Source organism: Rhizobacter sp. AJA081-3, from assembly GCF_017795745.1.
In the GTDB taxonomy this organism is placed as follows: domain Bacteria; phylum Pseudomonadota; class Gammaproteobacteria; order Burkholderiales; family Burkholderiaceae_C; genus Piscinibacter.
This window is the reverse complement of record NZ_CP059067.1, coordinates 4,746,959-4,773,605: the sequence shown is the minus strand read 5'-3', so window position 1 is coordinate 4,773,605 and position 26,647 is coordinate 4,746,959. Positions and strand designations below refer to the sequence as shown.

The window sequence follows — 26,647 nt, the reverse complement described above, 5'->3', positions numbered from 1 at the left end:
CATCGTGAAGCTGCCGCGTTTCGACAGCCTGTTCGCGCGCCTGCTGCTGCTGCAGGTCTTGGTGGCCATCGCGTTGCTGGTCGTGTTCGGCGTGCTGGTCTACGTGGAGCGCAACGTTGCGGTGGCACGGCTGGTGGCCGAGCGCTGGGCCCCGGCGCTGCGCCAGGCGGTGGGTGCCGACGGGCCGATGCCTGCCGTGCCTCGCGAGCTGCTGCGAAGCGACAAACGGCCTTCGCCGGCCTGGCGCGCACCGGTGGGCGCGCCGCGCATGGCCGCGCTGGACGACGAACTCGCACGCCGGGGCCTCAAGGTGCAGGACGCGGTGATCGCCCGCGGTGCCGGCGGTGCCGTGCTGTGGCTGCAGCTGCGCACGGCCGACGGCGCCCTGCGCTGGTTCGGCCTGACCGACATCGCGCTGCTGCCGCGGATCCCCGGCCGCCTGCTGCTGGCGGTGCTGATCAGCGCGCTGCTGCTGGTGGCGGTGAGCTGGTACTTCACGCGCCGGCTGACCCGGCCGCTGGAGGAGCTGCGCGCTCGCATGCAGTCGCAGCGGCCCGGCGAACCCACGCGCACTGCCGCACCCATCGATGGCGCCTCGCCCGAGCTCGCCGCCATCGAGTCCGCCTATGACGAACTGCTGCAGCGCTTCGAGCGCCACGAACGCGAGCGCGCACTCCTGCTGGCTGGCGTGTCGCACGACCTGCGCAGCCCGCTGGCGCGCATCCGCATGGCCGCCGGGCTGCTGCCCGAGGAGCCCGACTCGGCGCACTGGCGCGAGGCGATCGTGCGCAACACCCAGGTGGCCGACCGGTTGATCGAGAGCTTTCTCGATCATGTGCGCGCCGGCGAACTCTCGCTCGACCAGAACGCCGACCTGGCCGCGCTGGCCCGCGCCGCCGCCGGGGCCACCGGCCACGGCGCGGCCGAACTGCAGGTCGACGCCCCGCCCACGCTGATGCTGGTGCGCAGCCACCCGCTGCTGGTCGAGCGGCTCGTCGCCAACCTGCTCGACAACGCCTTCAAGCACGGCAAGCCGCCGGTGCAACTGCTGGTGCGCGAGGAAGGCGACTCGGCGCTGATCGAGGTCAGCGACGCCGGCGCTGGCGTGCCGCAGGCGCAGCGCGAGGGCCTGCTGCAGGCTTTCGCCCGCGGCGACGCGGCGCGCGGTACGCCGGGCACCGGCCTGGGCCTGGCGATCGTGGCGCGGGTGGTCGCGCGAATGGGCGGCAAGCTGGATTTCGCGCGGCGCGACGGCCGCCACGTCGTCAGCGTGCGGCTGCCGCGGCACCCCTGATCGGGGGAAGCTGGCGACTCCCCCGCGGAGCCCCGTGCCGGGGGAGGGTGCGGCGGGGCACGCAGGGCGATAATCGCGGCACACCAGCCCCGAACACCCTATTTCCCCAGCGGAGAGCGCAGCATGGCCTCGTTGAACAAAGTCCAGATCATCGGCAACCTCGGCCGCGACCCCGAGGTGCGCTACACGCCCAACGGCAACGCGGTATGCAATGTCAGCGTGGCCACCACGCGGCAGTGGAAGAACAAGGAATCCGGCGACAAGCAGGAAGAGACCGAATGGCACCGGGTGGTCTTCTAACGACCGCTGGCCGAGATCGCCGGCGAGTACCTGAAGAAGGGCCGCTCGGTCTACGTCGAGGGCCGCCTGAAGACGCGCAAGTGGACCGACAAGGAAGGCAAGGAGCAGTACACCACCGAAGTCATCGCCACCGAGATGCAGATGCTCGGCGGCCGTGAAGGCATGGGCGGCGGCGGTGGCGGCGGCGACGACCGCGGTGAAGAGCACGGCGGCGGCGGTGGTGGTGGCGGGCAACGCCAGGCGCCGGCCGCGCGACCTGCCGCCAGCAAGCCCGCATCGAAGCCGGCCACCGGCTTCGACAACATGGACGACGACATCCCGTTCTAGAACGTACTTCCGACAGCGTCGAATAAGGGCTCGCGGCCTTGGCGCCACGAGCCCTTCTTTCTGCTCCCGCCCCTATCGCGCGCGATACCGTCCTGGCGAGAGGCTTTCCGACGTGAGCGCTTCCAGGAATTCGACCAGGCAGGCGCGGTCGTCCGCACTGAGTGCGAGCGGCTTGATGCGCGCGTCCTGGCGTGGATCATCCGGTGAGCCGCCCTGGGCATAGAAGTCGATGACCTCGTGGAGCGTCGCCAGGGAGCCGTCGTGCATGTAGGGCGCTGTGAGCGCGACGTTGCGCAGGCTCGGTGTGCGGAAGGCTCGCCGATCGGCTTCGCGCCGCGTCACCTCGTAGCGGCCGTCGTCGGGCAGGTCGGGCACGCCGATGCGCCGCAGCGCGTCCGCATCGAGGTGGGCCTGCAGCCCGGGGGTCAGCGTGAAGCTCGCGGCGCTGTCGCGCCGCGCGTCACTGCGCGCCTGCACCCCTGTGTTGTGGAACAGGCCGTCGCTGAAGAGCGCATCGCGCGCGCCGATCGGGTGGCACTGCGCGCAGCCCTGCGCCATGAAGAGGGCGTAGCCGCGACGCGCGCGCTCATCGATCGCTTTCGTCTTGCCGGCGTAGTGCCAGCGGTCGAATGGCGAGTCCCCGGCAAGCAAGGTTCGCTCGAACGCCGCCAGCGCGGCCGACACCCGCTGCGGCGTGGGGGTCGTGGAGCCGAAGGCGCGCAGGAAGGTCTTCCTGTACTCCGCCATCGACGCGATGCGGCGCATCACCGATCGCAGGTCCGGATTGGCCATCTCGTCCGGATGGACGACCGGCATGAGCGCCTGGGCCTCGAGGCTGGCAGAGCGGCCGTCGACGAAGAGCTCGCGCACGTAGGCGACATTCAGCAGGGTCGGTGCGTTGCGCCGCAGGCTGATGCCTTCCATGCCGACCGAGGTGCGCAGTTCGTTGACGGTGAAGCCCTGCTCGGGCACGTGGCACATGGCGCAAGACAGCGTGCCGTTGACCGACAGGCGACGATCGAAGAACAGCTGCCGGCCCAGCTCGGCCAGCGCTGGCGCCGGGGCCGGCCCCGGCAGGGGCGGCAGGCCGAGCGTGCCGGCGACGCAGGTCGCGGCGAGCGGCAGCAGCACCAGCCCGACGAGCAGGCCGGCCATCCCGGCGCGCTTCATCGGGGCGGCCGCCGTTCGAGGTCCAGCGTGCGGATGTCGTTCAGCAGCGCCTGCGGGTCGAGTGTCGCCACGCTGTAGATCTCGCGAACCTGGAGTTCGGCATCGACGAGAAACACCTTCAACAGGTGGTTCAAGGTGCGGGTCTGGCGGCCGGCGGCATCGGTCTCGATGCTGACGTCCTGCCCGAAGCCGCGCAGCAGCGGCAGCAGCGCGCCCACCGAGGCGGTGGTCAGGAACTGCCAGCGCACGGCCGGATCGGTGGCGCGCGAGCCGGCGAGAAGCCGCATGACTTCGGGGGTGTCGTGGCTCGGGTCGAAGCTCAGGCTGACGATCTGCGTGCGGCCGGACAGGCCGGGATCGGCACGCAAGGCCGCCTGCAGATCCTCCAGCACGGCCCAGGCCCGCGGGCACCCGAGCGGGTCGCGGCAGTAGCTGTAGATGAAGGAGACGACGCTCAGTCTCCCGCGCAGCAGCCCGTGGAACCGATGGGCGCGGCCCTTCGTGTCGAGCACGAGGCCGGTGGGCGCATCCATGATCCGCGGCAGTGAATAGGTGCCCGGCGCAGGCAGGCGCGCGGTGTCCACGCGGGCCGCGCCTTGCGGCCCGTTCGGCGCATCGCTTGCCGCGCGCACGCCCCAGGGCGCGAGCGCGGCAGCCGCCACGAACTGCCGGCGTCTCACTTCGGTGCGCGGGCCATCAGCGTACCGGCCGCTGCGAGCTCCTGGCCGGCGGGGCGTGCGGTGAACTTCATGTGGTGTGCGCGTCCCAGCTTGAGCTTGGCGAAGTCGACCTCGAAGCGCTGCTTCAGGGCCTTCCCGTCCCAGTCGTAGGCGCGCAGCACCTGCTCGTTGTCCTCGCCCTTCTTGTCCCAGTTGGCGAGCAGGGACGATGTGATGTAGAGGCGCTTGCCGTCCCAGCTCTGCGACACCATGTTGACCTGGCGGCCGGTGTTCATCGTGTACGTCTGCTTCGGCTGCTCCGGGTTGGTGAGGTCGAAGTAGCGCGTCGTGCCGTCCATGAAGGTGTTGACCCACAGGCCCTTGCCGTCGGCAGTGATGCTGATGTCCACCGGCAGAGGCACCTTGGACGGATCGCCGATCGTCGCGACGTCCTTGGCCTGCCACTCGCCCTTCGCGTCCTGCTTGATCAGCCAGAGCTTGGAGGTCAGCGCCGTCGCGGTGATGGCCCAGTTGTCGCCTTCCTTCAGCGACCAGCGGATCTCCAGCGGCGCCCCGGGAACGCTCATGACCTTCAAGGGCTTCATCGCCTTCACGTCCCACGCCACCATGGTGTTGCCGAAGCGCTTCATGGCCTCGCCGTCCTTGATGAGCTTGCCCAGATCCATCATGTAGTTGTTCCAGCCGGTGAAGCTGGACGTCAGCATCACGTTCTTGGCCGGGTTGATCGCGATGTCGTAGCCGTAGCCGTCGCCCTGGGTGCCGCCGATGTCGGTCGTGGGCATCGGGTACTTCTCGATGATGTCGCCCTTGTTGTTGAACATCACCAGCCCGGTCTGCCCGCCGTGGTCCTTGGCGTTCGACAGGGCCTGCACGAGCATGCGGCCGGGCATGGCGTAGAACGTGTGCGGGCCGACGAAGCCGGTCTTCGCGACCAGGTTGGTGATCGTCTTCGTCAGGCGAGGCTTGTCCGGGCGGCTCATGTCGAAGACGAAGATCTTGTTGTCGTCCAGGCGTCCGGCCCACAGGAAGCGCCGGTCGTCGGTGAAGCCCATGTGATGCGCCTCGCCCCGGCCCGGCAGCACGATCTTGTGGATGACCTTGCCGTACTGCTTCGACTTCGGGTTGGCATCGATCGTCACCAGCTTGTCGTTGCCGTCGCCCATGCCCTTGACGCCGAGCGTCCAGACATGGACGTAGTCCTCCTGGCCCGTCAGCAGCTTGGCCATGTAGGGCGAATTGCAGGTCTCGTCGGCCTGGGCGGGGGCGAACGCGGCGGCGATGCCCGCGACGACGATCGAGCGGGAAAGTGCAGCGATCGAACGGTGCAGTGTCATGACGGTCTCCTCGGCTTGTTGGCGCGGGCCCGTGCGACGCAGGCCCGCTGGGAAGCCGAGTGTGCCGCCGCATGGAGGCTGCAGTGTGCCGAGCTGGCGGCGCGAGCTGCATGAAGATTGCTGGATTACCCGCATGACACTGTTGATGTGTCATGACATTGTGGCTTGCATGTCAGCAAAGTCCGATGTAGCCGATCTGCGTTCGCTGATCGAGGCGCGAGCGGATCCGTTCGTGCTCATCGATGCTCGTTATCGCATCGTCGCGGCCAACAATCACTACGCCGCGCTGTACGGTCTGACGCCAAAGCAGATCGAGGGCTTCCACTGCCACCAGGTGTCGCACCACCGGTCGTCGCCCTGCCACGAGCATGGCGAGGCCTGCCCCCTGCAGGCCGTGATGTCCACCGGCGAGTCGACCGAAGTCGTGCATGTGCACTACGGTTGTGGCGCGCGGCAGGATGTCGTGCGCATCGTGGGCTATCCGGTCAGGCTGGGGGGCCAGCTGCTGCTCGGTGAGTCGATCACGCCGCTGCAGTCGCGCCCGGTCGCACCGGCGCCTTCGGAGGAGTCACTGCTCGGGAGCAGCCAGGCCTTCGTCATCGCGCTGGCCGATCTGGCGCGTGCGGCGCGCTTCACGCTTCCCGTCCTGCTGCTCGGCGAGACCGGCGTCGGCAAGGAGCTCGCGGCCAGGCATGTGCATGCCAGCTCGCCGCGCGCCGATCGGCCCTTCGTGACCGTGGACTGCGCAACCCTGCCGGCGGCGCTCGCCGAAGACGAGCTGTTCGGCCACGTGCGGGGCGCGTACTTCGGCGCGATGAGCACTCGCGCGGGGCTGTTCGAACAGGCCCACGGCGGCACCGTGCTGCTCGATCACGTCTGCGAACTGGCGCCCGAGGTTCAGGCGAAATTGCTGCGGGTGCTCGAGACGGGCGAGCTGCGCCGGCTCGGCGAGGGCAGCCCCAAGCGGGTCGACGTCCGCGTCATCTGCGCGACGCACCGGGACCTGCTCACCGAAGTCCAGGCGGGGCGCTTCCGGGCCGACCTTTACTACCGGATCGCCGGGCTCAAGGTCACGCTGCCGCCCTTGCGCGAACGTGTCGATGACATCGAACTCCTGGCCGGCCACTTTCTGAACCAGCTCCGCGAGCAGACAGGTGTCGTGCCCAGGCTGACGCCCGATGCACTGGAATGGCTGCGACTGCAACCCTGGCTGGGCAACGTGCGGGAGTTGCGCCAGCTCGTCAGCCGCGGCGCCGCGCAGGCCGCAGACGGGCTGATCGATGCGCGGATGCTGGCGCGACTTGCGGCGGAGCCCGGCGATCAGCACGCCGCATCCGCCGACCCTGAGCCAGATTCGGCGGCGGCGACGCCGCGGGGCAGCGACCGTTCACAGGTCGCGAAGGTGCTGGCGGCACATCGGGGCAATCGCAGCGCGGCGGCACGCAAGCTGGGCGTATCCGAGCGAACCTTGTACCGCTGGTTGCGCGAAGAGCGAGTCGGTGCCGCCGATTGAGTGGTCTTGAGGGTCCGCGGTTCGTCAGGCCCGCCCCGGCCGCATCACCTGCTGCGCGACCTCGGCGGCCTCGCCGCCCTCGGCCGCCAGCATGCGGGCCACGCCCTGGCGATCGGCGGTGCCGCGGTTCTGGCTGACTTTCCACTTGCCCACCAGCGCCTCGATCTCGATCTCGATGCCGACGATGGCCTTCAGCGTCGCGTCGATGTAGTCGCGCGGCGCGTCGTCCACCGCCCAGGGCTTGTTGCGCCCCGCCTCGTGCGTGGCCGTCAGCCGCGATACCAGCGCATGCAGATGCGCCGCATCGTCGATCGCGCGCAGCCTGCCGCGCGCCTGCACCATGATGTAGTTCCAGGTCGGCACCACCTTGCCGTGCTCGGCCTTGCTGGGATAGCCGCTCGGGCTCACGTAGGCCTGCGGGCCCTGGAAGACCACCAGCACCGGCGTGCCGGCCGACTCGCGCCACAGCGGGTTGGCGCGCGCCACGTGGGCGATCATCGTGCCGTTCGGCGCCGGGTTCGGGTCGACCATGAAGGGGATGCTGTTCGCCTGCAGGCCGTCGGCGCCGTTCGTCACCAGCAGGCCGAGCGGATGCGCGGCCATGAGCGCGTGCATGACCTCGACACGCGTCTCCTCGAAGTGCTTGGGCAGGTACATGCTCAGTCTTCCTCTATGACCGGTGCGCAGCGCACGTCGCTGCGAACCGAGTTGGCGATGAAACACTCCTCGTGGGCCGCGTGGTGCAGGCGGGCGATCTCGGCGGCGTCCGGGCGCTTGTCGCCGGCAAAGCGCACGGCCGGGCGCAGCGTGACGACCGTGATCGACATGCGGCCGCGCTCGTCCTTGGCCATCTGGCCGACGGCCGCATCGCGGTAGTCGTCCACCACCCAGCCGGCGCGGCAGGCCAGGTCGAGGAACCACAGCATGTGGCAGCTCGACAGCGAAGCGACGAAGGCTTCCTCGGGGTCGACCGCGCTCGCGTCCGAGTAGGGCTCGCGCACCGAATGCGGTGACGAGGAGCCGGCCACGACGGCGCCGCCGTCGAAGTGCAACTCGTGGCGCCGGCTGTAGCGGCGGTCGCTGAAGGGCTGCTCGCCGCGCTGCCAGTGCACGGTGGCGAAGTGGTCGGACATGGCGGGCTCCGGTTTGCGGAAGGCCCGATTCTGCCGCGAACCCTCAGTGCAACAGGGTCGTCGCGGCCGGGGCGCCGGGCATGCGGCGCCGCTCGACCCAGCGTGCCGACCAGGCCAGGAAATCGTTGGCCGGCATCGGCTTGCCCATGTGGTAACCCTGCGCCTGGTCGCAGCGCAGGTCACGCAGCAGGTCCCAGGCCTTGGCGTCTTCCACACCCTCGGCGACCACGGTGAGGTCCAGCGTGTGCGCCATGTCGATGATCGACTGCACGATCCTGGCCTGCTTCGGGTCGCTCTCCATGGCCATCACGAAGGACTTGTCGATCTTCAGCTCGTCGACCGGCAGGCCGCCGAGCTGCGCGAACGACGAGTGGCCGGTGCCGAAGTCGTCGATCGACAGCTTGAAGCCCATGCCCGACAGGCGCTTGAGCGTGTCCAGCGAGCGCTGCGGGTCGACCATGATCGCGCTCTCGGTGATCTCCAGGCAGAAGGCCTCGGCCGGCACGCGGTGCTTGAGCAGCAGTCGCTCGAACTTGGCCGGCAGGTCCTGGTCGAGCAGGTCGCGGGTCGACAGGTTGACCGACAGCACCAGCACCGTGCCGTCGGCGTGCAGGTCGCGCCAGGCCTGCGCGGAGGCTTCGAACACCCACATCGTGAGCGTGCGGATGAAGCCGGTCTGCTCGGCGAAGGGGATGAACTGGATCGGCGGCACCAGGCCGCGCGTCGGATGCTGCCAGCGCAGCAGCGCCTCGGCACCGACCACCGCGCCGGTGCCCAGCGCCAGCTTGGGTTGCAGGAACAGGCGCAGCTCGCCATGCTCCACCGCCTGGCGCAGCTCGCCGAGCAGCGTCAAGGTCTGCGCGCTGGCAGCGTCGAGCGCCGGGTCGTACATGAGCATGCCGCTGCCACGGTGCTTGGCGGCGTACATGGCCACCTCGGCACGGTTGATCAGTGTGTCGGCGTCGGCTGCATGCTCGGGCCAGCAGGCGATGCCGATGCCCGCGCCCATGTCGACCTTCTGCTCCTGCAGCGTGAGCGGCTGCTCGAAGGCGCGCGCGATGCGCTGCGCCACCGAGTCGGCCAGCGCCGCGTCGCCCGATCGCAGCAGCACCGCGAACTCGTCGCCCGACAGCCGCGCCACCAGGTCGCCGTCGCGCATCACCTGCTGCGTCAGGCGCTCGCCCACGGCCTGCAGCAGCAGGTCGCCGAAGTGGTAGCCGAGCACGTCGTTGACATGCTTGAAACGATCGAGGTCGAGCATCAGCACGGCCACCGGCGCGCGCGACTCGCCGGCATCGGCGATGGCCTGTGCGACCGCCTTGCCGAACTGCGCACGGTTGGGCAGCCCGGTGAGCGTGTCCCAGTAGGCCAGGCGCAGGTTCTGCGCCTGCTGCTCGGCCACGCTGACGCGCATGGCCTCGAACGACTGCGCGAGCTGGCCGATCTCGTCGCTGCGTCCCAGGCCGCGCATCGGCGTGTCGTAGTCGCCCGAGCCGAGCCGCTCGGCGGCCTGCGTCAGCTGGCGCAGCGGCGTGGTGACGCGGCGCGTGGTGTACAGGCTGCCGACGGCGAAGATGCCGAAGGCCAGCAGCGTGATCGCCAGCAGGCCGTATTGAAGGTCGCGCGGCGTGCGCGTGGCGGCGTCGATGGACAGCGACACCAGCGCCAGCACCGCGGCGCCCGGCTCCGCACCGGCGCGCGGCTCGCCCAGTGCCGTCAGCCAGCGGCCGCGGACGCCGAACTCCTCGCCGTCCACGAGCACCGGCGTCATGCCCGGCGGCTGGGCCGGCCAGTCCTGCCCGGCCAGGCGTTGCGCGGCGGCCGGAGAGAGCGTGCTGAGCATGCTGTGCCACGGCGCCTCGGCCTGCTCGCGTGCGAGCAGCGTCAGGTGCAGCGCCGAGAGCTGCCGCATGTCCTTGCCCAGCCGGTCGTCGAGCGGGAATCCCATCGCCACCCAGCCGACCTGCAACGGCGCCTTCATGGGCACCAGCACGAGCTGGTGAGGCCGGCCCTGCACGAGCACCAGGCCGCTGGTGCCACTGCTGTGCGCCGGCAGGGCGGCCAGCGCCGCAGCGGCGGGGGCGAGGTCGCTGCGTTCCATGCCGTGGCCGGCGGTGGCGATCAGCGAGAAGTCGGTGCCCAGCAGGGCCACCTCGGTGGCGCCGATGCGCTCGCCGTGGTTCTCGAGCACCGAGCCGATGGTCGGCCGGTCGCCCGACAGCACCGCTTCGCGGAAGCCGTAGTCGGCGGCGAGCACGCGGGCGGCCTCGGTCAGCGTCTGGGCGCGCTGGTCGAGCAGTGCTTTCAGCACGCGTTCGCCGACCGCCAGCTGGTCGGGCAGGGTGCTGCGCGCATGCCCGTTCAGTCCGACGCTGATGGCACTGAAGCTGGCAATCTGCACCAGCGCCAGCAGGCCGAGGAACAGTGCGACCACGCGCGCGCCCAGCGACGCGTGGAACCAGCGTGTGGCGCGATGCCGCAGGGTGGTCATGGCGCGGCGTCCACAGCGAGTTGCACCGTCTCGCGCTGCTCGCTGCTGCCGATCAGCAGGTTCTGCACGACGGGCGCGCTGTTGGCCGGCAGGCCCGGGTGCCAGGCGGCCAGGCGGTAGGCGCCCGCAGGTGCGCCATCGATGCGCGCCGTGCCGTCGGCCGCGGTGCGCGCGAACCAGGGCGTGTCAGCCACCACCACCCAGGCCGCCATGCGGTCGTGGATGTTGCAGCCGAGCACGGCCAGGCCGGGCTTGTCGAAGACGATCGGTGCGGCCGGCACTCCGGCATAGAGCTTGAGCTCGAAGGTCTTCGCCTGCGAGAACGAATAGACGTGGTGGCGCACCGTGTCGAAATTCGGGAAGGCGACCCTGGTGCCCACCGTGATCAACGTCACGCGCGGGTTGAACTGCCGCTTGGCTTGCGAGATCTCGACGTCGGGCAGTGGCTTGACCGGCGCCTTGCCTGTGGCTGGCTCGAGCATCACGACCGCATCGGCCAGCGGCTTGCCCGCCGCGTCGGTGACGGTGACGCTCAAGGGCGCCGCCTGCACGAGCGGGGCGGCGGCGGCGAGCAACAGGGCAAGGCGGACGGCAGGCATGAAGGGCACGGGATGCGGCAGGGCCGGGACGGGCGAATCGATGCCTCGTAGGGGGCACCGCATGATGACTATCGGAAGCGCAGGCAGGGACTTGAGTTCGCCCGGGTGCCGTGGTGCATGTCACGCCCGTGCAGGCTTCGAGACGGGTGCTTACCGTTCTTCACCCCTGTGCCGGGCACGGATGGCTAGCCTTGCCGCCCATGTCATCCCCCACTTCCCGTCGCCTGGCCACGCTGTGGCTCGCGGCACTCGTGTCCGCTTGCGGTGGCGGCGGCGATACCGCGGCGCCCGAGAGTAACGCCGGTGCGCCGGTGCCTGTCCCGGCTCCGGCTCCGGCACCCGCACCTGCACCCGCACCTGCACCTGCACCTGCACCTGCACCTGCACCTGCACCTGCACCTGCACCTGCGCCGTCGGCCGACACCACCTGCGCCTTGCCCGATTTCGTGGCCAGCACGCTGGCGCGCGTCAACCAGCTGCGTGCCGCGGGGGCCACCTGCGGGGCGCGGGGCAGCTTCGCGCCGGCCGGGCCGCTGACCTGGAGCACTCAGCTCACGCAGGCCGCAGCCGCGCACTCGCAGGACATGGTGACGAACAACTTCTTCTCGCACACCGGCTCGAACGGCAGCACGCTGAGCACGCGCGTCAATGCCACCGGCTACGCCTGGAGCGCCCTGGGCGAGAACATCGCCGCCGGCTACGGCACGGTGAACATCGTGATGGACGGCTGGATGGCCAGCGACGGCCACTGCGCGAACATCATGAACCCGAACTTCACGCAGATCGGCATGGCGTGCATCGTCAGGGGCAGCCAGGCCACCACCTACTCCAACTACTGGACGATGGACCTGGCGCGGCCGCGCTGAGTCAAACGAGCGCTGCGTCGATCACGCCGCCGCCCAGGCAGACCTCGCCGTCGTAGAGCACCGCCGACTGGCCCGGCGTGACGGCCCACTGCGGTTCGCCGAAACGCAGCGAGAAGGCCCTTGTGCCATCGGCCTCGAAAGCGCAGGCGGCGTCGGCCTGCCGGTAGCGTGTCTTCGCGCCGTACGTGCCCGCCGCGGGCGGCTGCCCGGCCACCCAGCTCGCATCGTCGGCATGCAGCGCCGGCGAAAGCAGCCAGGGGTGATCGTGGCCCTGCACCGCATGAAGCGTGTTCGCCGCCATGTCCTTGCGCGCCACGAACCAAGGTTCGTGCTCGCTGCCGCCCTTGGCCGCGCCGCGCTCCTTCAGCCCGCCGATGCCGATGCCCTTGCGCTGGCCGAGCGTGTAGAAGCTCAGGCCCACGTGCTCGCCGATCGTGCGGCCGCGGTCGTCCTTGATCGGCCCGGGCGTGTTGGCGAGGTAACGGTTGAGGAACTCGCGGAACGGCCGCTCGCCGATGAAGCAGATGCCGGTCGAGTCCTTCTTCTTCGCATTCGGCAGGCCGATCTCCTCGGCCAGGCGGCGAACCTCGGTCTTGGGCAGCTCGCCCACCGGGAACAGCGTCTTGGCCAGCTGCGCCTGGTTCAGCCGGTGCAGGAAGTAGCTCTGGTCCTTCAGCGGATCCAGGCCCTTGAGCAATTCGAACTGTCCCGCGCGTTCGCGCACGCGGGCGTAGTGCCCGGTGGCGATCTTCTGCGCGCCCAGCCGCATCGCATGGTCGAGGAAGGCCTTGAACTTGATCTCGGCGTTGCACAGCACGTCGGGGTTGGGCGTGCGGCCGGCCTGGTACTCGCGCAGGAACTCGGCGAAGACGCGGTCCTTGTAGTCGGCGGCGAAGTTGACGTGCTCGATCTCGATGCCGATCACGTCGGCCACCGCGGCGGCATCGACGAAGTCGACGTTGCTCGAGCAGTACTCGGAGTCGTCGTCGTCCTCCCAGTTCTTCATGAAGATGCCGACGACCTCGTGCCCTTGCTGCTTGAGCAGCCAGGCGCTGACGGCGGAGTCGACGCCGCCGGACAGCCCGACGACGACCCGTTGTTTGCCCATGGCGGGATTATCCGGCGGGGCCGCGGCACACTGTCGGCATGGACGACTTCTCCGACTGGATCGGCCGCAGCGAGACGCGCCACGACGTGTTCGGCGCTACGCCGGTGGCCGCGCTAAAGGCCACGCTGGACCACCCGGCCTGGGACGTGGCGCTGGGCACGGCGCTGCCGCCGCTGTGGCACTGGTTGTACTTCCTGCCGCTGCATCGCCAGAGCGAACTCGGCCCCGACGGCCACGCGAAGCGCGGCGGCTTCCTGCCGCCGGTGCCGCTGCCGCGGCGCATGTGGGCAGGCAGCCAGTTCGAGTTCCGCGCGCCGCTGCGCGTAGGCGACCGTGCAGAGCGCAGCTCGACGATCGCCGATGTGACGGCCAAGGAGGGACGAAGCGGCCCGCTCGTCTTCGTGAAGGTGCGCCACGAGATCCGCGTCGGCGGCGCGGAGGAGCCGGCGCTGGTCGAGTTCCACGACATCGTCTACCGCGATGCGAAGCAGCCGGGCGACATTGAGCCGCCACCTCAACCGGCGCCGCAGGGCGCCGCCTGGCAGCGCGAGATCGTGCCCGACGACGTGCTGCTGTTCCGCTACTCCGCGCTCACCTTCAACGGCCACCGCATCCACTACGACCGCCGCTACGTCACCGAGGTCGAGGGCTACCCGGGCCTGGTCGTGCATGGCCCGCTGATCGCCACGCTGCTGATGGACCTGCTGCGCCGCGAACTGCCCGACGCCGACGTGGCCGGCTTCCGCTTCAAGGCCGTGCGGCCGACCTTCGACCTGCACCCCTTGCGAGTCAACGGCCAGCGCGAGGGCGACACCGTGCGGCTGTGGGCGCAGGACCACGAAGGCTGGCTGACGATGGACGCCGTGGCCACCTTGCGCACCTGACCTGGCCGCCGATCGCGCACATCGTCACGGACAGAGGCCTTTCGCGCGACGCAAGGCTATGCAACTGTGATCTTGTTCCAGTCATTCCGCCGGCCCGGTGACTAGAGTCCCTTCACCGCCCTCCGGTGGAAGAAGGAACCGCGATGAAAGCCCTCTGGATCCCCGTCCTGGCCAGCGCCCTGGGCGCCGTCACGCTCGTTCCCGCCGGCGCCGCGCCGGCCGACACCGCCTCGGCACCCACGGTGCAGGTGCAGGGCGAGAAGCTCGACAGCGGCCTGGGCGACCTGCCCCACTACCGCGACTGGAAAGACCCGACCGGCAAGGCGCCGCTCGGCAAGTAATCCACGCTCCGCCGGCGGGCCGGGCCGCAGCGCTCAGCCGCCCGGCTTGATCTCCGGCGTGTAGACCGTCGGATCGGTCGTGATCGTGTCCAGCGGCAGCCGCCGCCCGGATGCATGGTCCTCGATGCAGCGTTGCACCAGCCCGCTGCGGTGTCGCATCCGGCTTGCGCGCACCTCGTCCAGCGTCATCCACAGCGTGCGCACGATGCCATCGTCCAGCGCGCGTGACGCATCCGCTTCTCCCACCGTGCCGCCGAAGGCGAAACGCACGTAGGTCACATCCTCCCCCGTGGCCGGCCGCCGGAAGCGCGACAGGTAGACGCCGACCAGCCGGTCGGGCGTGAAGACCCGGGCCGTTTCCTCCAGCGCCTCGCGCTCCACGCCCTGCTGCGGGCTCTCGCCCGGGTCCAGGTGGCCGGCCGGGTTGTTCAGCTTCAGCCCTTCCGGGGTGTGCTCCTCGACGAGCAGGTAGCGGCCGTCGCGCTCGATGATCGCGGCGACGGTGACACTGGGCTTCCAACGTTCAGTCATGGCTGAGATGTTAGTCAGGCACCGAATCGGGCCGGTGGGCCGTGGAGAATGCCAGAATCCGCACATAACAAGGACCGAGGAGCATCCCATGCTGATTGGAGTCCCGCTGGAGACGGCGGTTGGGGAAAAGCGCGTCGCGACCGTGCCCGACGTGGTCGAGAAGCTGGTCAAGCTGGGCTTCTCGGTGGCCGTGCAGAGCGGCGCCGGCGCCGCGGCGAACTTCGACGACGACACCTACCGCACCGCCGGGGCCGAGGTGATCGGCAGCGCCGCCGAGCTCTGGGCGAAGAGCGACATCGTCTTCAAGGTGCGCCCGCCCAGCCTCGACGAGGTGGCGCTGATGCGCGAAGGCGGTGCGCTGGTCGGCTTCGTCTGGCCGGCGCAGAACCCGGAGCTGATGCAGGCGCTCGCGGCCAGGAAAGCCACCGTGCTGGCGATCGACGCGCTGCCGCGCCAGCTGTCGCGCGCGCAGAAGATGGATGCGCTGACCTCGATGGCCGGCGTCGCCGGCTACCGCGCGGTGATCGAGGCGGCCAACGCCTTCGGCCGCTTCTTCAACGGCCAGATCACGGCCGCGGGCAAGATCCCGCCGGCCAAGGTGTTCATCGCCGGTGCCGGCGTGGCGGGCCTGGCCGCGATCGGCACGGCCGCGGGGCTGGGCGCCATCGTGCGCGCCAACGACACGCGCGCCGAGGTGGCTGACCAGGTGGTTTCGCTGGGCGGCGAGTTTGTCAAGGTCGACTACGAGGAAGAAGGCTCCGGCGGCGGCGGCTACGCCAAGGTCATGAGCGAAGGCTTCCAGCAGGCGCAGCGCGAGATGTACGCCAAGCAGGCGCGCGAGGTCGACATCATCATCACCACCGCGCTGATCCCGGGCAAGCCCGCGCCGAAACTCATCACCGCCGAGATGGTGAGGAGCATGAAACCCGGCAGCGTGATCGTCGACATGGCGGCCGAGCAGGGCGGCAACTGCGAGCTGACCGAACCCGGCCAATCGGTGGTCAAGCACGGCGTCACCATCGTCGGCTACACGGATCTGGTCAGCCGGCTGGCCAAGCAGTCCTCGACCCTCTACTCGAACAATCTGCTGCGCCTGACCGAGGAGCTGTGCAAGACCAAGGACGGCGTCGTCAACGTCAACATGGAAGACGACGCCATCCGCGGCCTCACGGTCATCAAGGACGGCGCCATCACCTGGCCGGCGCCGCCGCTCAAGCTGCCGGCGCCCGCGCCCAAACCCGCCGCGGTGGCGGCACCTGCCGCCAAGGGCCACGGCCATGGCGCCAGCGAGCCGATGTCGGCCAAGTCGCTGGCCATCACCTTCGGCGTCGGCGCGCTCGCGCTGTTCGTCGTTGGCATGTTCGCGCCGGCTTCGTTCCTGTCGCACTTCACGGTGTTCGTGCTGGCCTGCTTCATCGGCTACATGGTGATCTGGAACGTCACGCCCTCGCTGCACACGCCGCTGATGAGCGTGACCAACGCGATCTCCTCGATCATCGCCATCGGCGCGCTGATCCAGATCGCGCCGCCGCTCGAGGGCGCCGGCGCCGACCGGCCGAATGCCCTGATCCTCGGCATGGCCGTGCTCGCGCTCGTGCTGACCGCCATCAACATGTTCGGCGGCTTCGCGGTGACGCGTCGCATGCTGGCCATGTTCCGCAAGTGAGGCCACGAAGATGACCGCCAGTCTCGCCACCGTCGCCTACATCGGCGCCACCATCCTCTTCATCCTCAGCCTCGGAGGGCTCGCCAACCCGGAGACCGCCCGCCGCGGCAACCTGTTCGGCATGATCGGCATGGCGATCGCGGTGATCGCCACCGTGCTCAGCCCACGCGTCACGCCGGCCGGCTACGCCTGGATCATCGGCGCCCTCGTCATCGGCGGCAGCATCGGTCTGTACGCCGCGAAGAAGGTGCAGATGACGCAGATGCCCGAGCTCGTCGCGCTGATGCACAGCCTGGTGGGCCTGGCGGCCTGCCTGGTCGGCTTCGCGAGCTACGTCGACACCTCGATCGTCTTCGCCACGCCGGCCGAGAAGGCCATCCACGAGGGCGAGGTCTACATCGGCATCCTGATCGGCGCCATCACCTTCTCGGGCTCGGTGATCGCCTTCGGCAAGCTGTCGGGCAAGATCGGCGGCAAGCCGATGCTGCTGCCGGGCCGGCACTGGATGAACCTGGTCGCCCTGCTGCTCGTGGTCTGGTTCGGCCGTGCCTTCCTGCAGGCCGAGACCATGCAGGCGGGTTTGACGCCGCTGCTCGTGATGACGGTGATCGCGCTGCTGTTCGGCATCCACATGGTCATGGCCATCGGCGGCGCCGACATGCCGGTGGTCGTCTCGATGCTCAACAGCTACTCCGGATGGGCGGCGGCGGCCACCGGCTTCATGCTCGGCAACGACCTGCTGATCGTCATCGGCGCGCTGGTCGGCTCCTCGGGTGCGATCCTCTCGTACATCATGTGCCGCGCGATGAACCGCAACTTCATCAGCGTGATCGCCGGTGGCTTCGGCGGCGGTGCGCCCGCCCCGGCCGGAGCCGGCGGTGCCGCGCAGCCGGCCGGCGAGGTGACGCCGATCAGCGCGGTGGAGACGGCCGAGCTGCTCAAGGACGCGAAGAACGTCGTCATCGTGCCGGGCTACGGCATGGCGGTGGCACAGGCCCAGCACGTGGTGTGCGAGATCACCAAGATCCTGCGCGCCAAGGGCGTCAACGTGCGCTTCGGCATCCACCCGGTGGCCGGCCGCATGCCGGGCCACATGAACGTGCTGCTCGCCGAGGCCAAGGTGCCCTACGACATCGTGCTCGAGATGGACGAGATCAACGAGGACTTCCCGGCCACCGACGTGGCCATGGTCATCGGTGCCAACGACATCGTGAACCCGGCCGCGCAGGAAGATCCCTCCAGCCCGATCGCCGGCATGCCGGTGCTGGAAGTGTGGAAGGCCAAGACCTCGATCGTGATGAAGCGCAGCATGGCCTCGGGCTATGCCGGCGTCGACAATCCGCTGTTCTACAAGGAGAACAACCGGATGCTGTTCGGCGACGCGAAGAAGATGCTCGACGAGGTGCAGGCCGCGCTCAACAGCTGAGCGGCGCTGCGCCGCGAAGGCGGCGCATCGATCACTGCTTGGGCGTCAGCCCGTGGTCCCACTTCGAGTCGACCCACTTGTCGTTGCGCCAAAGCTCGCGGCGGCCGCCGCTGCCGTCGGTGCGGATGACGAGGCGGAACTTCTCGCAGCCGGCCAGCGAGATCTCCGGCTCGATGGTGATCTCGGCGTCGGTGCGAGTCACCTGCGCCGGCACCTCGGCGCGGCGGCAGGCATCCATGACGCCGGCGTTGGTGAAGAACGTCGCCTTGCCGTCCTTCTCCTCCAGCTTGATGGTGCCCACGACGAAGTTTTCCTTGTTGTACTGGCCGCCCAGGCTCCTCTTGTAGGACTTGTATTCCCAGGTCTGTGCCTGGGCGCTCAGCGGGGCGAGCACCATGGCAGAGAGCAGGGCGGTCAGCGCCAGTCGCGCGGCGCGTTTCAGCGGGGGGTGTGTCATCGTCGTTCCTCCTTGGGGTGATGGGCCGGGGCTCAGCGTGCTTGCAGCGGGACCCACCAGCCGTTGGCTGCCAGCACCTGGTACTGGCCGCTGGCGTCCACGCGGTAGGTCTGGCCCTGGTGCACGTGCTGCGTGTTCGGCTGCCAGGTGTGCGGCAGCACGAGGGCCGCACCGTTCGGCGCGAGGTAGGTGCTCTGGCCGGTGAGCTGGCGGCCGGCCTCCTGCTGGTTGCGTGCGTAGCTGTCGCGCTGCTGCTGCTGTGCCGCGCCGCGCTGGCGCTCGGCCTCGCGCAGCTGCTGGACCTTGGCCTGCTCGGCGCTGGCGATGCCGGCCTCGGTGGCGCGCGCATGGGCGATGCCCTGCGCGGAGTAGCCGTTCGTGTAGATCCAGTTGTAGGTGTAGGTCGGGTAGTCCATCGGTGGGCGGCCGGCGGCGCGCATCTGCGCCAGGTGCTGCCGGTAGCCGGCCTGCACCTGCGGGTCGGCCATGCGCTGGCGCACGTTGTTCTCGACCATCTGCTGACCGCGCGCGATGTTCGCGTTCATCAGCTGGATCTGCTGCCGGAGCATCGCGTCGTAGTCCTGCGCGGCGGCGGGCCCGGTCAGCACGACAAGGGCGGCGGCGATCAGAGGCAGACGGCTTGAGTTCGGGGACATGGGGCCTCCTCGGTCCGGGACGGCGGGCACCCATGGCCCGCCTGTCCTGGTAGAGGCGCAAAACCCGTTGAGAACGGATCACGCCGTGCCGATCTTTTTTGTAACGGCGGCCGCGGCTGGGCTAGAGTGAGCCGCACACCACGGCCCGCGATGAACCCTGAACCCGCCGTCACCGAGCTGCTGCGCCAGGCCGCCGACGGCGACGCGCACGCGCGCGATGCGCTGCTGGCCGCTGTCTATCAGGAGCTGCGCCGCCTGGCGCGGCGGATGCTGGCCGGCGACCGCATGCGCCACCAGCTGGCGCCGACCGAGCTCGTCCACGGCGCCGCGCTCAAGCTGATGGGGCAGGACCATGTCTCGGCACGCGACCGTGCCCACTTCCTCGCCTACTCCGGCCAGGTGATGCGGCAGGTGCTGCTCGACCACGTGCGCCACGAGGGCGCGGCGCGGCGCGACGCCGGCGTGCAGGTCACGCTGGTGTCGACGATTGCCGATGAGCCACGCTCGGATCTCGACGTCGAGGCGCTGCACGAAGCGCTGGAGCGCCTGGCCGAGGTGTCTCCGGAGCTGGCGCTGCTGGTCGAGCGTCGCTACTTCGGCGGCATGACGGTCGAGGAGATCGCGCTGCTCGACGGTAGCTCGGCCGCCACGGTCAAGCGCCGCTGGCGCGCAGCCCGCGCCTGGCTGCACGACGCGCTGGGGCCTTGAGCCGGGCGATCAGCGGCTGCAGCGCTGCCCCGCCTCGCGCTCCTTCTCGGCGTTCTGCTTGCGGTCGAGCTCCGTCAGCCCCCAGCGCTTCTCGTACTCGGCCCAGGCGGCGATCGCGCGGCGCGAGGCGGCGCAGGCGGCCGCCGCGTCGCCCTGGCGCCAGTACAGGTCGGCCAGCGCATGCAGCGGCACCACGGCATCGCGCGCCGGCTCGGAGATGTCGGGCGCGCGCATCGCGCGGGCGCGACGTTCGCGCAGCACGTCCTCGGCCAGCGCGATCGCCTCGTCGTGTCGCGACAGGCGGCCCAGCAGCATGGATCGGTCGCTGCGCAGGATCAGCATCAGGCGCTGTGCGTTGTCATTGCCGGGGTCGAGCGCGATCAGGCGGGTGACCATCGCCAGCCCGGTGTCGTTGTCGCCCAGCGCCTCGCCGTGCCGGCCGAGCTCACTCAGCGCCAGCGACGAGGCCCAGCGGCTCACCGCGGAGCCGTCGAGCAGGCGTCGGTCGTTCGGCGTGCGCTCCAGCGCCTGCGCATAAGCTTGCTGGGCACGCCGGTAGGCGGCCAGCGATTCCTCGAAGCGGTCGAGGAAGAACAGCGAGTCGCCGAGCTGCCCGGCGGCGCGGCCGGCGCGGTAGCCGAAGTCCATCTCGCCGCGCAGAGCATCGGGCAGGGCTAGCAGCCGCGCTTCCTCGGCCGTGGCCAGCGCGATGGCGGCGGGCGACTCGTCGATCCAGTCCATCGCGAAGGCCTGCGCCAGCCGCGCACTGCTGAGCAGCGTGTGCAGTTCGGCCTGGTCGCGGGCCGTGGCATTCATGGCCACGGCGGCGTCGAGCGCGCGCTGCAGGTTCGCCTCGGCCTCGCGCGACTTGGCCAGCTGCTTTCTCGCATCGTTGTCGACGCCGCCGTAGAAGTCGCCCAGCCGCTGCTGGACGCGGCCGAGGTCGCGCCGCCAGGCCCATTCGCCCGGGCGGCGCTGCACCAGCGCGGTGAGCATCGCTTCGGCGCGTTCGAAGGTGGGCCGGGCCGCGGCGCGTTCGCCCAGGTTGGGGATCGCCCAGCCGCCCTGGATCTCGGCCAGCCGCCCGAGGCCGACGGCCACCTCGCGCTGCAGCTCCGGCCGGTCGCCGGCCGTGCCGGCGAGCGTGTCGAGGTACTGCTGGCTGCGCTCCACCAGGCCGCGCCGGATGGCCGTCGTGCCGGGGGTCGATTCCAGCCGCGCGTCCAGGTCGAAGAGCATGTAGTTCGCCAGCGAACGCACCTCGCCGAAACGCTGCTCGGCGTCGCGCCGGGCGGCATCGGCACGCGCATAGAGCGTGGCGATCACGGCCAGCGCCACCACCAGGCCGCCGAGCGACAGCGCGCCGGCCGCCACGCGCCAGGGGTGCCGCTGGACCATCTTGCGCGCACGATAGCGCCAGTGGCCGGGAAGCGCGGCGACGGGCAGGAGGGCGAGCCAGCGCTGCAGGTCGGCGGCGAAGGCGTCGACGCTGGCGTAGCGCGCCTGTGCGGACTCGGCGAGCGCCTGCCGGGCGATGGCGGCGAGCTCGGTGTCGAGCGCGCCGTCGGGCCCGGCGGATGCCGCGTTGCCGGGCCGTTGCCCCGTCAGCAACTCCACCAGCAGCACGCCCAGCGCATAGACGTCGTCGGCCACCGTCGGCGGTTCGCCGGCCAGTCGCTGCGGGCTCGCGTAGTCGCGCGTGAAGCCGTGCGGCAGCGCGGGGTCGATCACATCGCGCAGCCGTGCGATGCCGAAGTCGATCAGCTTCGGCGCGCCCGATTCGTCGACGAGGATGTTGGCCGGCTTGAGGTCGCAGTGCAGCACGAGATGGCGATGGGCGTCGGCCACCGCATCGCAGACCTCGCGCAGCAGCGCGACGCGCCGGCGCGCATCGAGGTCGTGTCGCGTCGCGTGCTCGTCGATCGGCAGGCCCCGCACGAACTCCATGACGAGGTAGTGAAGGCCGTCGGCGGTGGTGCCGCCGTCGAGGATGCGCGCAATGCCCGGATGCTGCATGCGCGCGAGCAGGCGGCGTTCGGCATCGATCAAGGCCTCGACCGGAACCCGGCCGCCGAGGGGGCGCACGAACTTGATGGCCACCGTCTGCTCGAACAGGCCGTCGTTGCGGCTGGCGCGGTAGACCGCGCCCATGCCGCCGCTGCCGATCAGCTCCTCGAGGCGGTAGGGGCCGACCTGGGCGGGCGGAAGGACGGAGCCGCCACCGGCGGCGACACCCTCGACCACGCTGCCCGCGACGAGCACGCTGCCCGCAGCGTCGGCATGCAGCAGCGCACGCACCCGCGCCAGCAAGGCCTCGTCCCCCGCGCAGCGTTCGCCGAGCCAGGCCTCGCGCGCGCCGGGCGAGACATCGAGCGCGGTGTCGAACAGCGCCAGCGCATCCCGTTCGGCTTGGGCGTTCACGGGGGTGGCAGGCATGCGCCGCAGACTATCGAAAAGCGTTTGCGCGGGCCACTGGCGCCACACCCGCGAACCGGGGCCCGGCGTGCTCAGCCGCGCAGCGCGGCGGGCAGGCGGTCGCGCCGCGGCAGCCCGTCCATGTCGCCGACGACCTGGATCACCTGCGCGCCGACCCAGTTCGCGCGCGCCAGCGCCTGCGGCCAGTCCAGCCCCTCCAGCCGACCGCTGAGCGCGCCGGCGGCGAAGGCATCGCCCGCGCCGACGGTGTCGACGATGTTCGTCACCTGCACGCCCGGAACGCGGCCCGCACCCTCGCGCGTGCGCCAGTAGGCGCCCTCGGCACCGAGCTTGATCAGCACCGCGCGCGCACCCCGGTCGAGGTAGAAGGCGGCGATGTCTTCCGGCGTGTCCAGCCCGGTCAGCGTGCGGCCCTCGGCGATGCCGGGCAGCACCCAGTCGGCCAGGCCGGCCAGGCGGTTCAGGTGCGCGGCCATCGCCTCGCGGCTCGGCCACAGCTTCGGGCGCAGGTTGGGGTCGAACGACACCGTGCGGCCGGCCGCACGCATCGCCGCCATCGCGTGCTCGACCAGCTCGGCGCAGCTTGGCGACAGCGCCGGGGTGATGCCGGTGACGTGCAGGTGCCGCGCCGAGAGAAAGCGCGCTTCGTCGAAGTCGGCCACCGACAGCGCGCTGGCGGCCGACCCGCGGCGGAAGTACTCGACCACCGGGTCCTGCCCTTCGAGCGCGCGCGACTTGAGCATGAAGCCGGTGGGCCGCGTGGGGTCGGTGGCCACCGCCGTGCAGTCGATGCCCTCGGCTTCGAGCGCGCGGCGGATGTAGCGGCCGAAGGAATCGTCGCCGAGCCGGCTGACCCAGGCCACCTTCAGCCCGAGCCGCGCCAGGCCCACACCGACGTTGCTTTCGGCACCGGCGACGATCTTGGTGAAGGTAGCCGCCGCGTCCAGCGGCCCGGCCTCGTGCGCGGCGAACGAGACCATGGTCTCGCCGAGCGTGATCACGTCCAGGGGGGGCGTCGTCATAGCGGCGAGGCTACACCGAGACGCGTGCTCCACGAGCGCATCTCGGCGGCGAGGCCCGGCTCGATCGGGATGCCGTCGATGCGCCGCTTCGCTTGCGCTGCCAGCTCCGGATCGCCGGGCATCAGCGGCGCGCCCGGCTCGGCGGCCAGCGCGCGCGCCATGTGTTCGACGGTGGCCGCGAACATCGGCCCGCCGGCGAAGCGTTTCGGGTCGATGGCGACGAAGAAGGCGCCGATGCGCCGCGGCCGCTCCAGCTCGGCGTACATCGGGCCGATCTGCGGGCCGTAGGGGTTGCCGTTCAGCGGCCCGCACAGCAGCTCGACGATCAGCGCCAGGCCGTAGCCCTTGTGGCCGTAGTCGGGCCCGCCCAGCGGGCGCAGCGCGTTGGCGGTCTGCGCGTCGGTGGTATCGCGGCCTTCGGCGTCCACGGCCACGCCGGGTGCGATGGCGGTGCCTTCGCGGCGCGCGTTCATCACGCGGTTCCAGGGGATCGAGGTGGTGGCCATGTCCAGGCAGACCGGCTCGCCACCCTCGCGCGGGAAGGCCAGCGAGATCGGGTTGGTGCCGAGGAAGGGCCGGTGCCCGCCGAAGGGCGCGGCGATCTTGTCCGAATGCGTGAAGGCCATGCCGATCAGCCCCTCGCGCGCCGCGACGCGGCTGTACAGGCCGACCGCGCCGCAGTGCGACGAATCGCTCACGCCGACCGCGCCGATGCCGTTCTCTCGCGCCAGCTCGATGGCCACGCGGTTGGCGCGGTGCGCGACGACGATCCCCAGGCCACGATCGCCCGCGACTTGCGCGGTGCCCGGGCCGCTGCGCGTGACGACGATGTCGGGCCGCGCCTGGATGGAGCCGTGCGTGAGTCGGTTCAGGTAATGAGTGAGGCGCGCGATGCCATGCGAGTCGATGCCCCACAGGCTGGTCTGCACCAGGCTTTCGGCGAGGCAGCGCGCGTCGTCCTCGGGCAGCTCGAAGTGGCGCAGGCAGGCGAGGGCCCAGTCGGTGAGCGTCTCGGCGCTGGCGTGCAGGAGCGCTTCGCTCATTGCAGTGACTCCAGCGTGGAGAGCACGCCGCGTTCGCGCAGGCTCGCTGTGTGGCGCGCCACGGCCTCGATGAAGCGCCGGTCCCCGCCGAGCGCGCCGAACACCGGCGCGAAGTCGCACAACGTGGCCACACGCGCGATCTCGTCCGCCTGGGTGGCGGCGCGCGCCTGCAGCGCCGCCAGCTCTGCGGCCAGCGGGTCGTTGATCTGGTAAGGCTTCCCGGCTTCGTCGACGCCTTGCAGGAAGTGAAGCCACGCCGCCACCGCGAGCGCGAGCCGGTCGATGGGCGCGCCAGCGGCCAGCCGGTCGCGCACCGTGCCGAGCCAGCGCTGCGGGATCTTCTGCGAACCGTCCATGGCGATCTGCCGAGTCCGGTGCGCCAGCGCCGGGTTGGCGAAACGATCGAGCAGCCGGGCACGGTAGGCGGCGAGGTCCAGGTCGGCCAGGCCGTGCAGCGTCGGCTCGATCTCCTCGCGCATCATCGCGTCGACGGCCCGCCGCAGTGCCGGCTCGCGGATGGCGCAGTCCACCGTGGCCCAGCCGGCCACCACGCCGAGGTAGGCGATGGTCGAGTGGGCGCCGTTGACCATGCGCAGCTTGAGCTTCTCGAAGGGTTCGGCCTGCACGACGAAGCGGGCGCCGTAGACCGTCCAGTCGGGCCGGCCGGCGGCGAAGTCGTCCTCGATGGCCCAGTCGAAGAAGGGCTCGGCCGTCACCACCGTGAGGTCGTCGTTGCGCGGCACGATGCGGTCGACCATGTCGTTCGGGAAGCGGCAGGTGCTGGCGATCCAGTCCGCCAGCCGCGCATCCACCTGCGCCGCGAAGGCCAGCACCAGGCCGCGCAGCGTGGCGCCGTTGCTGGGCAGGTTGTCGCAGGACAGCAGGGTCACGGGGCCGAGCCCGCGCGCATGTCGCAGCGCCAGGCCGTGCACCAGGAAGCCGAGCGTCGTGCGCGGCGAATGCGGGTGCGCGAGGTCGTGGGCGAGGCCGGGGTCGTCGCGCTTCAAGGCGCCGGTGGCGGGGTCGTGGTGGTAACCCTTCTCGGTGACCGTCAGGCTGACGATGCGCGTGGCCGGTGCGGCGATGGCGTCCAGCACCGCCTGCGGGTCTTCCGGTGCGACCAGCACGCCGAGCAGCGTACGCAGCCGCTCGCGCCGCTCGCGCGGCGTGCCGTGCGCGTCGGCGTCGCGCAGCGCGAGGGTGTAGTCGAAGCGGCTCGACTCAAGCGCATCGCGCACGTCGGCATGGCGCAAAGACACGCCGAGCACGCCCCAGTCGCGCTCGCCGCTGGCGGCCATGGCCGCTTCGGTGGCGGGGATCAGGTGGGCGCGAGCGAAAGCGCCCAGCCCGAGGTGCACGATGCCGGCGCTCAGGCCGGCCTTGTCCGCCAATGCAGTCACCAGTGCCACAGCGTGCCGTCGTGCTGCTGCCGGTTCACCGGCAGGTAGGCGCGCTGGTAGGGGTACCTCGCGGCCAGCGCTTCGTCGATCTCGACGCCGTGGCCGGGTGTCTCGCCGGGGTGCAGGAAGCCGTCCTCGAAGGTGTACGCATGAGGGAACACCGCGTCCGTCTCCTCGGTGTGACGCATGTACTCCTGGATGCCGAAGTTCGGCACCCACAGGTCGAAGTGCAGCGCCGCGCCCATGCACACCGGCGACAGGTCCGTCGCGCCATGGCTGCCGGTACGCACCTGGTACATCGCTGCCAGGTCGGCGATGCGCCGCAGGTGGGTGATGCCGCCGGCGTGCACGACGGTCGTGCGGATGTAGTCGATCAGCTGGTTCTGGATCAGGTCCTTGCAGTCCCAGATGGTGTTGAACACCTCGCCCACCGCCAGCGGCGTGGTGGTGTGCTGGCGGATCAGGCGGAAGGCCTCCTGGTTCTCCGCCGGCGTGGCGTCTTCCATCCAGAACAGGCGATGGGGCTCCAGGTCCTTGCCCAGGCGCGCCGCCTCGATCGGCGTGAGGCGGTGGTGCACGTCGTGCAGCAGGTGGGTGTCGGGGCCGACGGCGGCGCGCACCGCCTCGAACAGTTGGGGCGTGTGGCGCAGGTACTTCTCGGTCGACCAGTCGTGCTCGCTCGGCAGGTCGGCATCGGCCGGCTCGTAGAACATCGTGCCGCGGCCGACGCCGTAGACCTTCTCCAGCCCCGGCACGCCGCTCTGCGCGCGGATCGCCTTGTAGCCTTCTTCCTTGTAGCGCAGCACCTCGTCGACGGTCTGTTCGATGTCGCGGCCGTTGGCATGCCCGTAGACCATCACGCCGGTGCGGCTGGCGCCGCCGAGCAACTGGTACAGCGGCATGCCGGCGGCCTTGGCCTTCAGGTCCCACAGCGCGGTGTCGACGGCGGCGATGGCGCTCATCGTCACCGGCCCGCGCCGCCAGTAGGCGCCGCGGTAGAGGTATTGCCAGATGTCCTCGATCTGGTGCGCGTCGCGGCCGATCAGGCAGGGGATGACATGGTCCGTCAGGTAGCTCACCACCGCGAGCTCGCGCCCGTTGAGCGTGGCATCGCCCAGGCCCGTCAGGCCCTGGTCGGTCTCGATCTTCAGGGTGACGAAGTTGCGCCCGGGGCAGCAGACGATGACGCGCGCGGCGGTGATCTTCATCGGAGGGCAGTGGTCAAGTGGTCAGGCCAATTTTGCGGGCCTGCCCTGCTGCCT

Annotated in this window: 24 protein-coding genes and 1 pseudogene; 9 read left to right on the top strand and 16 right to left on the bottom strand. The window is 70.5% G+C overall.

Annotated elements, in window-relative coordinates:
- Positions 1 to 4 precede the first annotated feature (4 nt).
- Positions 5 to 1,294 carry an ATP-binding protein gene (locus HZ992_RS22630; protein WP_209384046.1) on the top strand — a complete coding sequence of 430 codons (1,290 nt, stop codon included), beginning with the start codon at positions 5 to 7 and terminating at the stop codon, positions 1,292 to 1,294.
- 123 nt (positions 1,295 to 1,417) lie between these two features.
- Positions 1,418 to 1,921: pseudogene (locus HZ992_RS22625) on the top strand (single-stranded DNA-binding protein).
- A 72-nt stretch (positions 1,922 to 1,993) separates the two neighbouring features.
- Here HZ992_RS22625 and HZ992_RS22620 read toward each other — a convergent pair.
- Genes HZ992_RS22620 through HZ992_RS22610 form a run of 3 tightly spaced genes read right to left on the bottom strand, consistent with a single transcriptional unit; the run spans position 1,994 to position 5,105 of the window.
- A complete protein-coding gene (locus HZ992_RS22620; RefSeq protein ID WP_209384045.1) occupies positions 1,994 to 3,091 on the bottom strand; it encodes a cytochrome-c peroxidase in 1,098 nt (365 codons plus the stop codon).
- Complete coding sequence (locus HZ992_RS22615; RefSeq protein ID WP_209384043.1) at positions 3,088 to 3,771, bottom strand: SCO family protein; 684 nt, start codon at positions 3,769 to 3,771, stop codon at positions 3,088 to 3,090. The genes HZ992_RS22620 and HZ992_RS22615 overlap by 4 nt, the downstream gene beginning before the upstream one ends.
- Positions 3,768 to 5,105: a methanethiol oxidase gene (locus HZ992_RS22610; RefSeq protein ID WP_209384042.1), complete on the bottom strand. Its 1,338-nt coding sequence runs from the start codon at positions 5,103 to 5,105 to the stop codon at positions 3,768 to 3,770. The genes HZ992_RS22615 and HZ992_RS22610 overlap by 4 nt, the downstream gene beginning before the upstream one ends.
- Before the next feature lie 133 nt (positions 5,106 to 5,238).
- On the opposite strand from HZ992_RS22610, the gene HZ992_RS22605 reads away from it, so the two are divergent.
- Positions 5,239 to 6,618, top strand: coding sequence for a sigma-54 interaction domain-containing protein (locus HZ992_RS22605; RefSeq protein WP_209384041.1), 1,380 nt, complete (start codon positions 5,239 to 5,241; stop codon positions 6,616 to 6,618).
- A 24-nt stretch (positions 6,619 to 6,642) separates the two neighbouring features.
- Here the strand turns inward: HZ992_RS22605 and HZ992_RS22600 are convergent, their stop codons facing one another.
- The 4 genes from HZ992_RS22600 to HZ992_RS22585 are packed head-to-tail and all read right to left on the bottom strand — an operon-like array spanning position 6,643 to position 10,841.
- Positions 6,643 to 7,275: an FMN-binding negative transcriptional regulator gene (locus HZ992_RS22600; RefSeq protein ID WP_209384040.1), complete on the bottom strand. Its 633-nt coding sequence runs from the start codon at positions 7,273 to 7,275 to the stop codon at positions 6,643 to 6,645.
- Positions 7,276 to 7,277: 2 nt separating this feature from the next.
- Entirely contained in the window at positions 7,278 to 7,751 is a 474-nt protein-coding gene (locus HZ992_RS22595) for an OsmC family protein (protein WP_209384039.1), read from the bottom strand.
- A gap of 43 nt (positions 7,752 to 7,794) precedes the next feature.
- Positions 7,795 to 10,242 carry a putative bifunctional diguanylate cyclase/phosphodiesterase gene (locus HZ992_RS22590; protein ID WP_209384038.1) on the bottom strand — a complete coding sequence of 816 codons (2,448 nt, stop codon included), beginning with the start codon at positions 10,240 to 10,242 and terminating at the stop codon, positions 7,795 to 7,797.
- Positions 10,239 to 10,841, bottom strand: coding sequence for a methylamine utilization protein (locus tag HZ992_RS22585; protein WP_245213213.1), 603 nt, complete (start codon positions 10,839 to 10,841; stop codon positions 10,239 to 10,241). Before HZ992_RS22585 ends, HZ992_RS22590 begins: the two co-directional genes overlap by 4 nt.
- Positions 10,842 to 11,041: 200 nt before the next feature.
- Here HZ992_RS22585 and HZ992_RS26080 point away from each other — a divergent pair, with 200 nt between their 5' ends.
- The gene (locus HZ992_RS26080) at positions 11,042 to 11,707 is read left to right on the top strand and encodes a CAP domain-containing protein (protein ID WP_209384037.1); all 666 of its coding nucleotides are present in this window, start codon (positions 11,042 to 11,044) and stop codon (positions 11,705 to 11,707) included.
- Between the two features lies 1 nt (position 11,708).
- Here the strand turns inward: HZ992_RS26080 and mnmA are convergent, their stop codons facing one another.
- Positions 11,709 to 12,815, bottom strand: coding sequence for a tRNA 2-thiouridine(34) synthase MnmA (gene mnmA / locus HZ992_RS22575; protein WP_209384036.1), 1,107 nt, complete (start codon positions 12,813 to 12,815; stop codon positions 11,709 to 11,711).
- 38 nt (positions 12,816 to 12,853) lie between these two features.
- On the opposite strand from mnmA, the gene HZ992_RS22570 reads away from it, so the two are divergent.
- Together HZ992_RS22570 and HZ992_RS22565 are read left to right on the top strand one after the other, a co-directional pair.
- On the top strand, positions 12,854 to 13,699 hold the full coding sequence (locus HZ992_RS22570) for an HTD2 family dehydratase (protein ID WP_209384035.1): 846 nt from the start codon (positions 12,854 to 12,856) through the stop codon (positions 13,697 to 13,699).
- Positions 13,700 to 13,842: 143 nt separating this feature from the next.
- Positions 13,843 to 14,040, top strand: coding sequence for a hypothetical protein (locus HZ992_RS22565; RefSeq protein ID WP_209384034.1), 198 nt, complete (start codon positions 13,843 to 13,845; stop codon positions 14,038 to 14,040).
- Positions 14,041 to 14,073: 33 nt separating this feature from the next.
- Here HZ992_RS22565 and HZ992_RS22560 read toward each other — a convergent pair whose 3' ends face one another.
- Positions 14,074 to 14,571 carry an NUDIX hydrolase gene (locus HZ992_RS22560; protein WP_209384033.1) on the bottom strand — a complete coding sequence of 166 codons (498 nt, stop codon included), beginning with the start codon at positions 14,569 to 14,571 and terminating at the stop codon, positions 14,074 to 14,076.
- Positions 14,572 to 14,659: 88 nt separating this feature from the next.
- Here HZ992_RS22560 and HZ992_RS22555 point away from each other — a divergent pair, with 88 nt between their 5' ends.
- Both HZ992_RS22555 and pntB read left to right on the top strand, forming a co-directional pair.
- Positions 14,660 to 16,237, top strand: a complete 1,578-nt coding sequence (locus HZ992_RS22555; protein WP_209384032.1) for a Re/Si-specific NAD(P)(+) transhydrogenase subunit alpha — start codon at positions 14,660 to 14,662, stop codon at positions 16,235 to 16,237.
- A 10-nt stretch (positions 16,238 to 16,247) separates the two neighbouring features.
- Positions 16,248 to 17,663: a Re/Si-specific NAD(P)(+) transhydrogenase subunit beta gene (gene pntB / locus HZ992_RS22550; protein WP_209384031.1), complete on the top strand. Its 1,416-nt coding sequence runs from the start codon at positions 16,248 to 16,250 to the stop codon at positions 17,661 to 17,663.
- A 31-nt stretch (positions 17,664 to 17,694) separates the two neighbouring features.
- Here pntB and HZ992_RS22545 read toward each other — a convergent pair whose 3' ends face one another.
- Together HZ992_RS22545 and HZ992_RS22540 are read right to left on the bottom strand one after the other, a co-directional pair.
- Positions 17,695 to 18,120: a hypothetical protein gene (locus HZ992_RS22545; protein ID WP_209384030.1), complete on the bottom strand. Its 426-nt coding sequence runs from the start codon at positions 18,118 to 18,120 to the stop codon at positions 17,695 to 17,697.
- 32 nt (positions 18,121 to 18,152) lie between these two features.
- Positions 18,153 to 18,776 (bottom strand): hypothetical protein, encoded by a 624-nt coding sequence (locus tag HZ992_RS22540; RefSeq protein WP_209384029.1) that lies wholly within the window; start codon positions 18,774 to 18,776, stop codon positions 18,153 to 18,155.
- A 150-nt stretch (positions 18,777 to 18,926) separates the two neighbouring features.
- Here HZ992_RS22540 and HZ992_RS22535 point away from each other — a divergent pair, with 150 nt between their 5' ends.
- Entirely contained in the window at positions 18,927 to 19,484 is a 558-nt protein-coding gene (locus tag HZ992_RS22535) for an ECF-type sigma factor (protein ID WP_209384028.1), read from the top strand.
- Positions 19,485 to 19,493: 9 nt separating this feature from the next.
- Here HZ992_RS22535 and HZ992_RS22530 read toward each other — a convergent pair whose 3' ends face one another.
- The 5 genes from HZ992_RS22530 to manD form a co-directional block, all read right to left on the bottom strand.
- Positions 19,494 to 21,920: a serine/threonine-protein kinase gene (locus tag HZ992_RS22530; protein ID WP_209384027.1), complete on the bottom strand. Its 2,427-nt coding sequence runs from the start codon at positions 21,918 to 21,920 to the stop codon at positions 19,494 to 19,496.
- Between the two features lie 71 nt (positions 21,921 to 21,991).
- Positions 21,992 to 22,942, bottom strand: a complete 951-nt coding sequence (locus tag HZ992_RS22525; protein WP_209384026.1) for a sugar kinase — start codon at positions 22,940 to 22,942, stop codon at positions 21,992 to 21,994.
- Positions 22,939 to 23,985 carry an Ldh family oxidoreductase gene (locus HZ992_RS22520; RefSeq protein WP_209384025.1) on the bottom strand — a complete coding sequence of 349 codons (1,047 nt, stop codon included), beginning with the start codon at positions 23,983 to 23,985 and terminating at the stop codon, positions 22,939 to 22,941. Before HZ992_RS22520 ends, HZ992_RS22525 begins: the two co-directional genes overlap by 4 nt.
- The gene (locus tag HZ992_RS22515; protein ID WP_245213211.1) at positions 23,982 to 25,385 is read right to left on the bottom strand and encodes a mannitol dehydrogenase family protein; all 1,404 of its coding nucleotides are present in this window, start codon (positions 25,383 to 25,385) and stop codon (positions 23,982 to 23,984) included. The genes HZ992_RS22520 and HZ992_RS22515 overlap by 4 nt, the downstream gene beginning before the upstream one ends.
- Positions 25,382 to 26,593, bottom strand: coding sequence for a D-mannonate dehydratase ManD (gene manD / locus HZ992_RS22510; protein ID WP_209384024.1), 1,212 nt, complete (start codon positions 26,591 to 26,593; stop codon positions 25,382 to 25,384). Before manD ends, HZ992_RS22515 begins: the two co-directional genes overlap by 4 nt.
- Positions 26,594 to 26,647 lie beyond the last annotated feature (54 nt).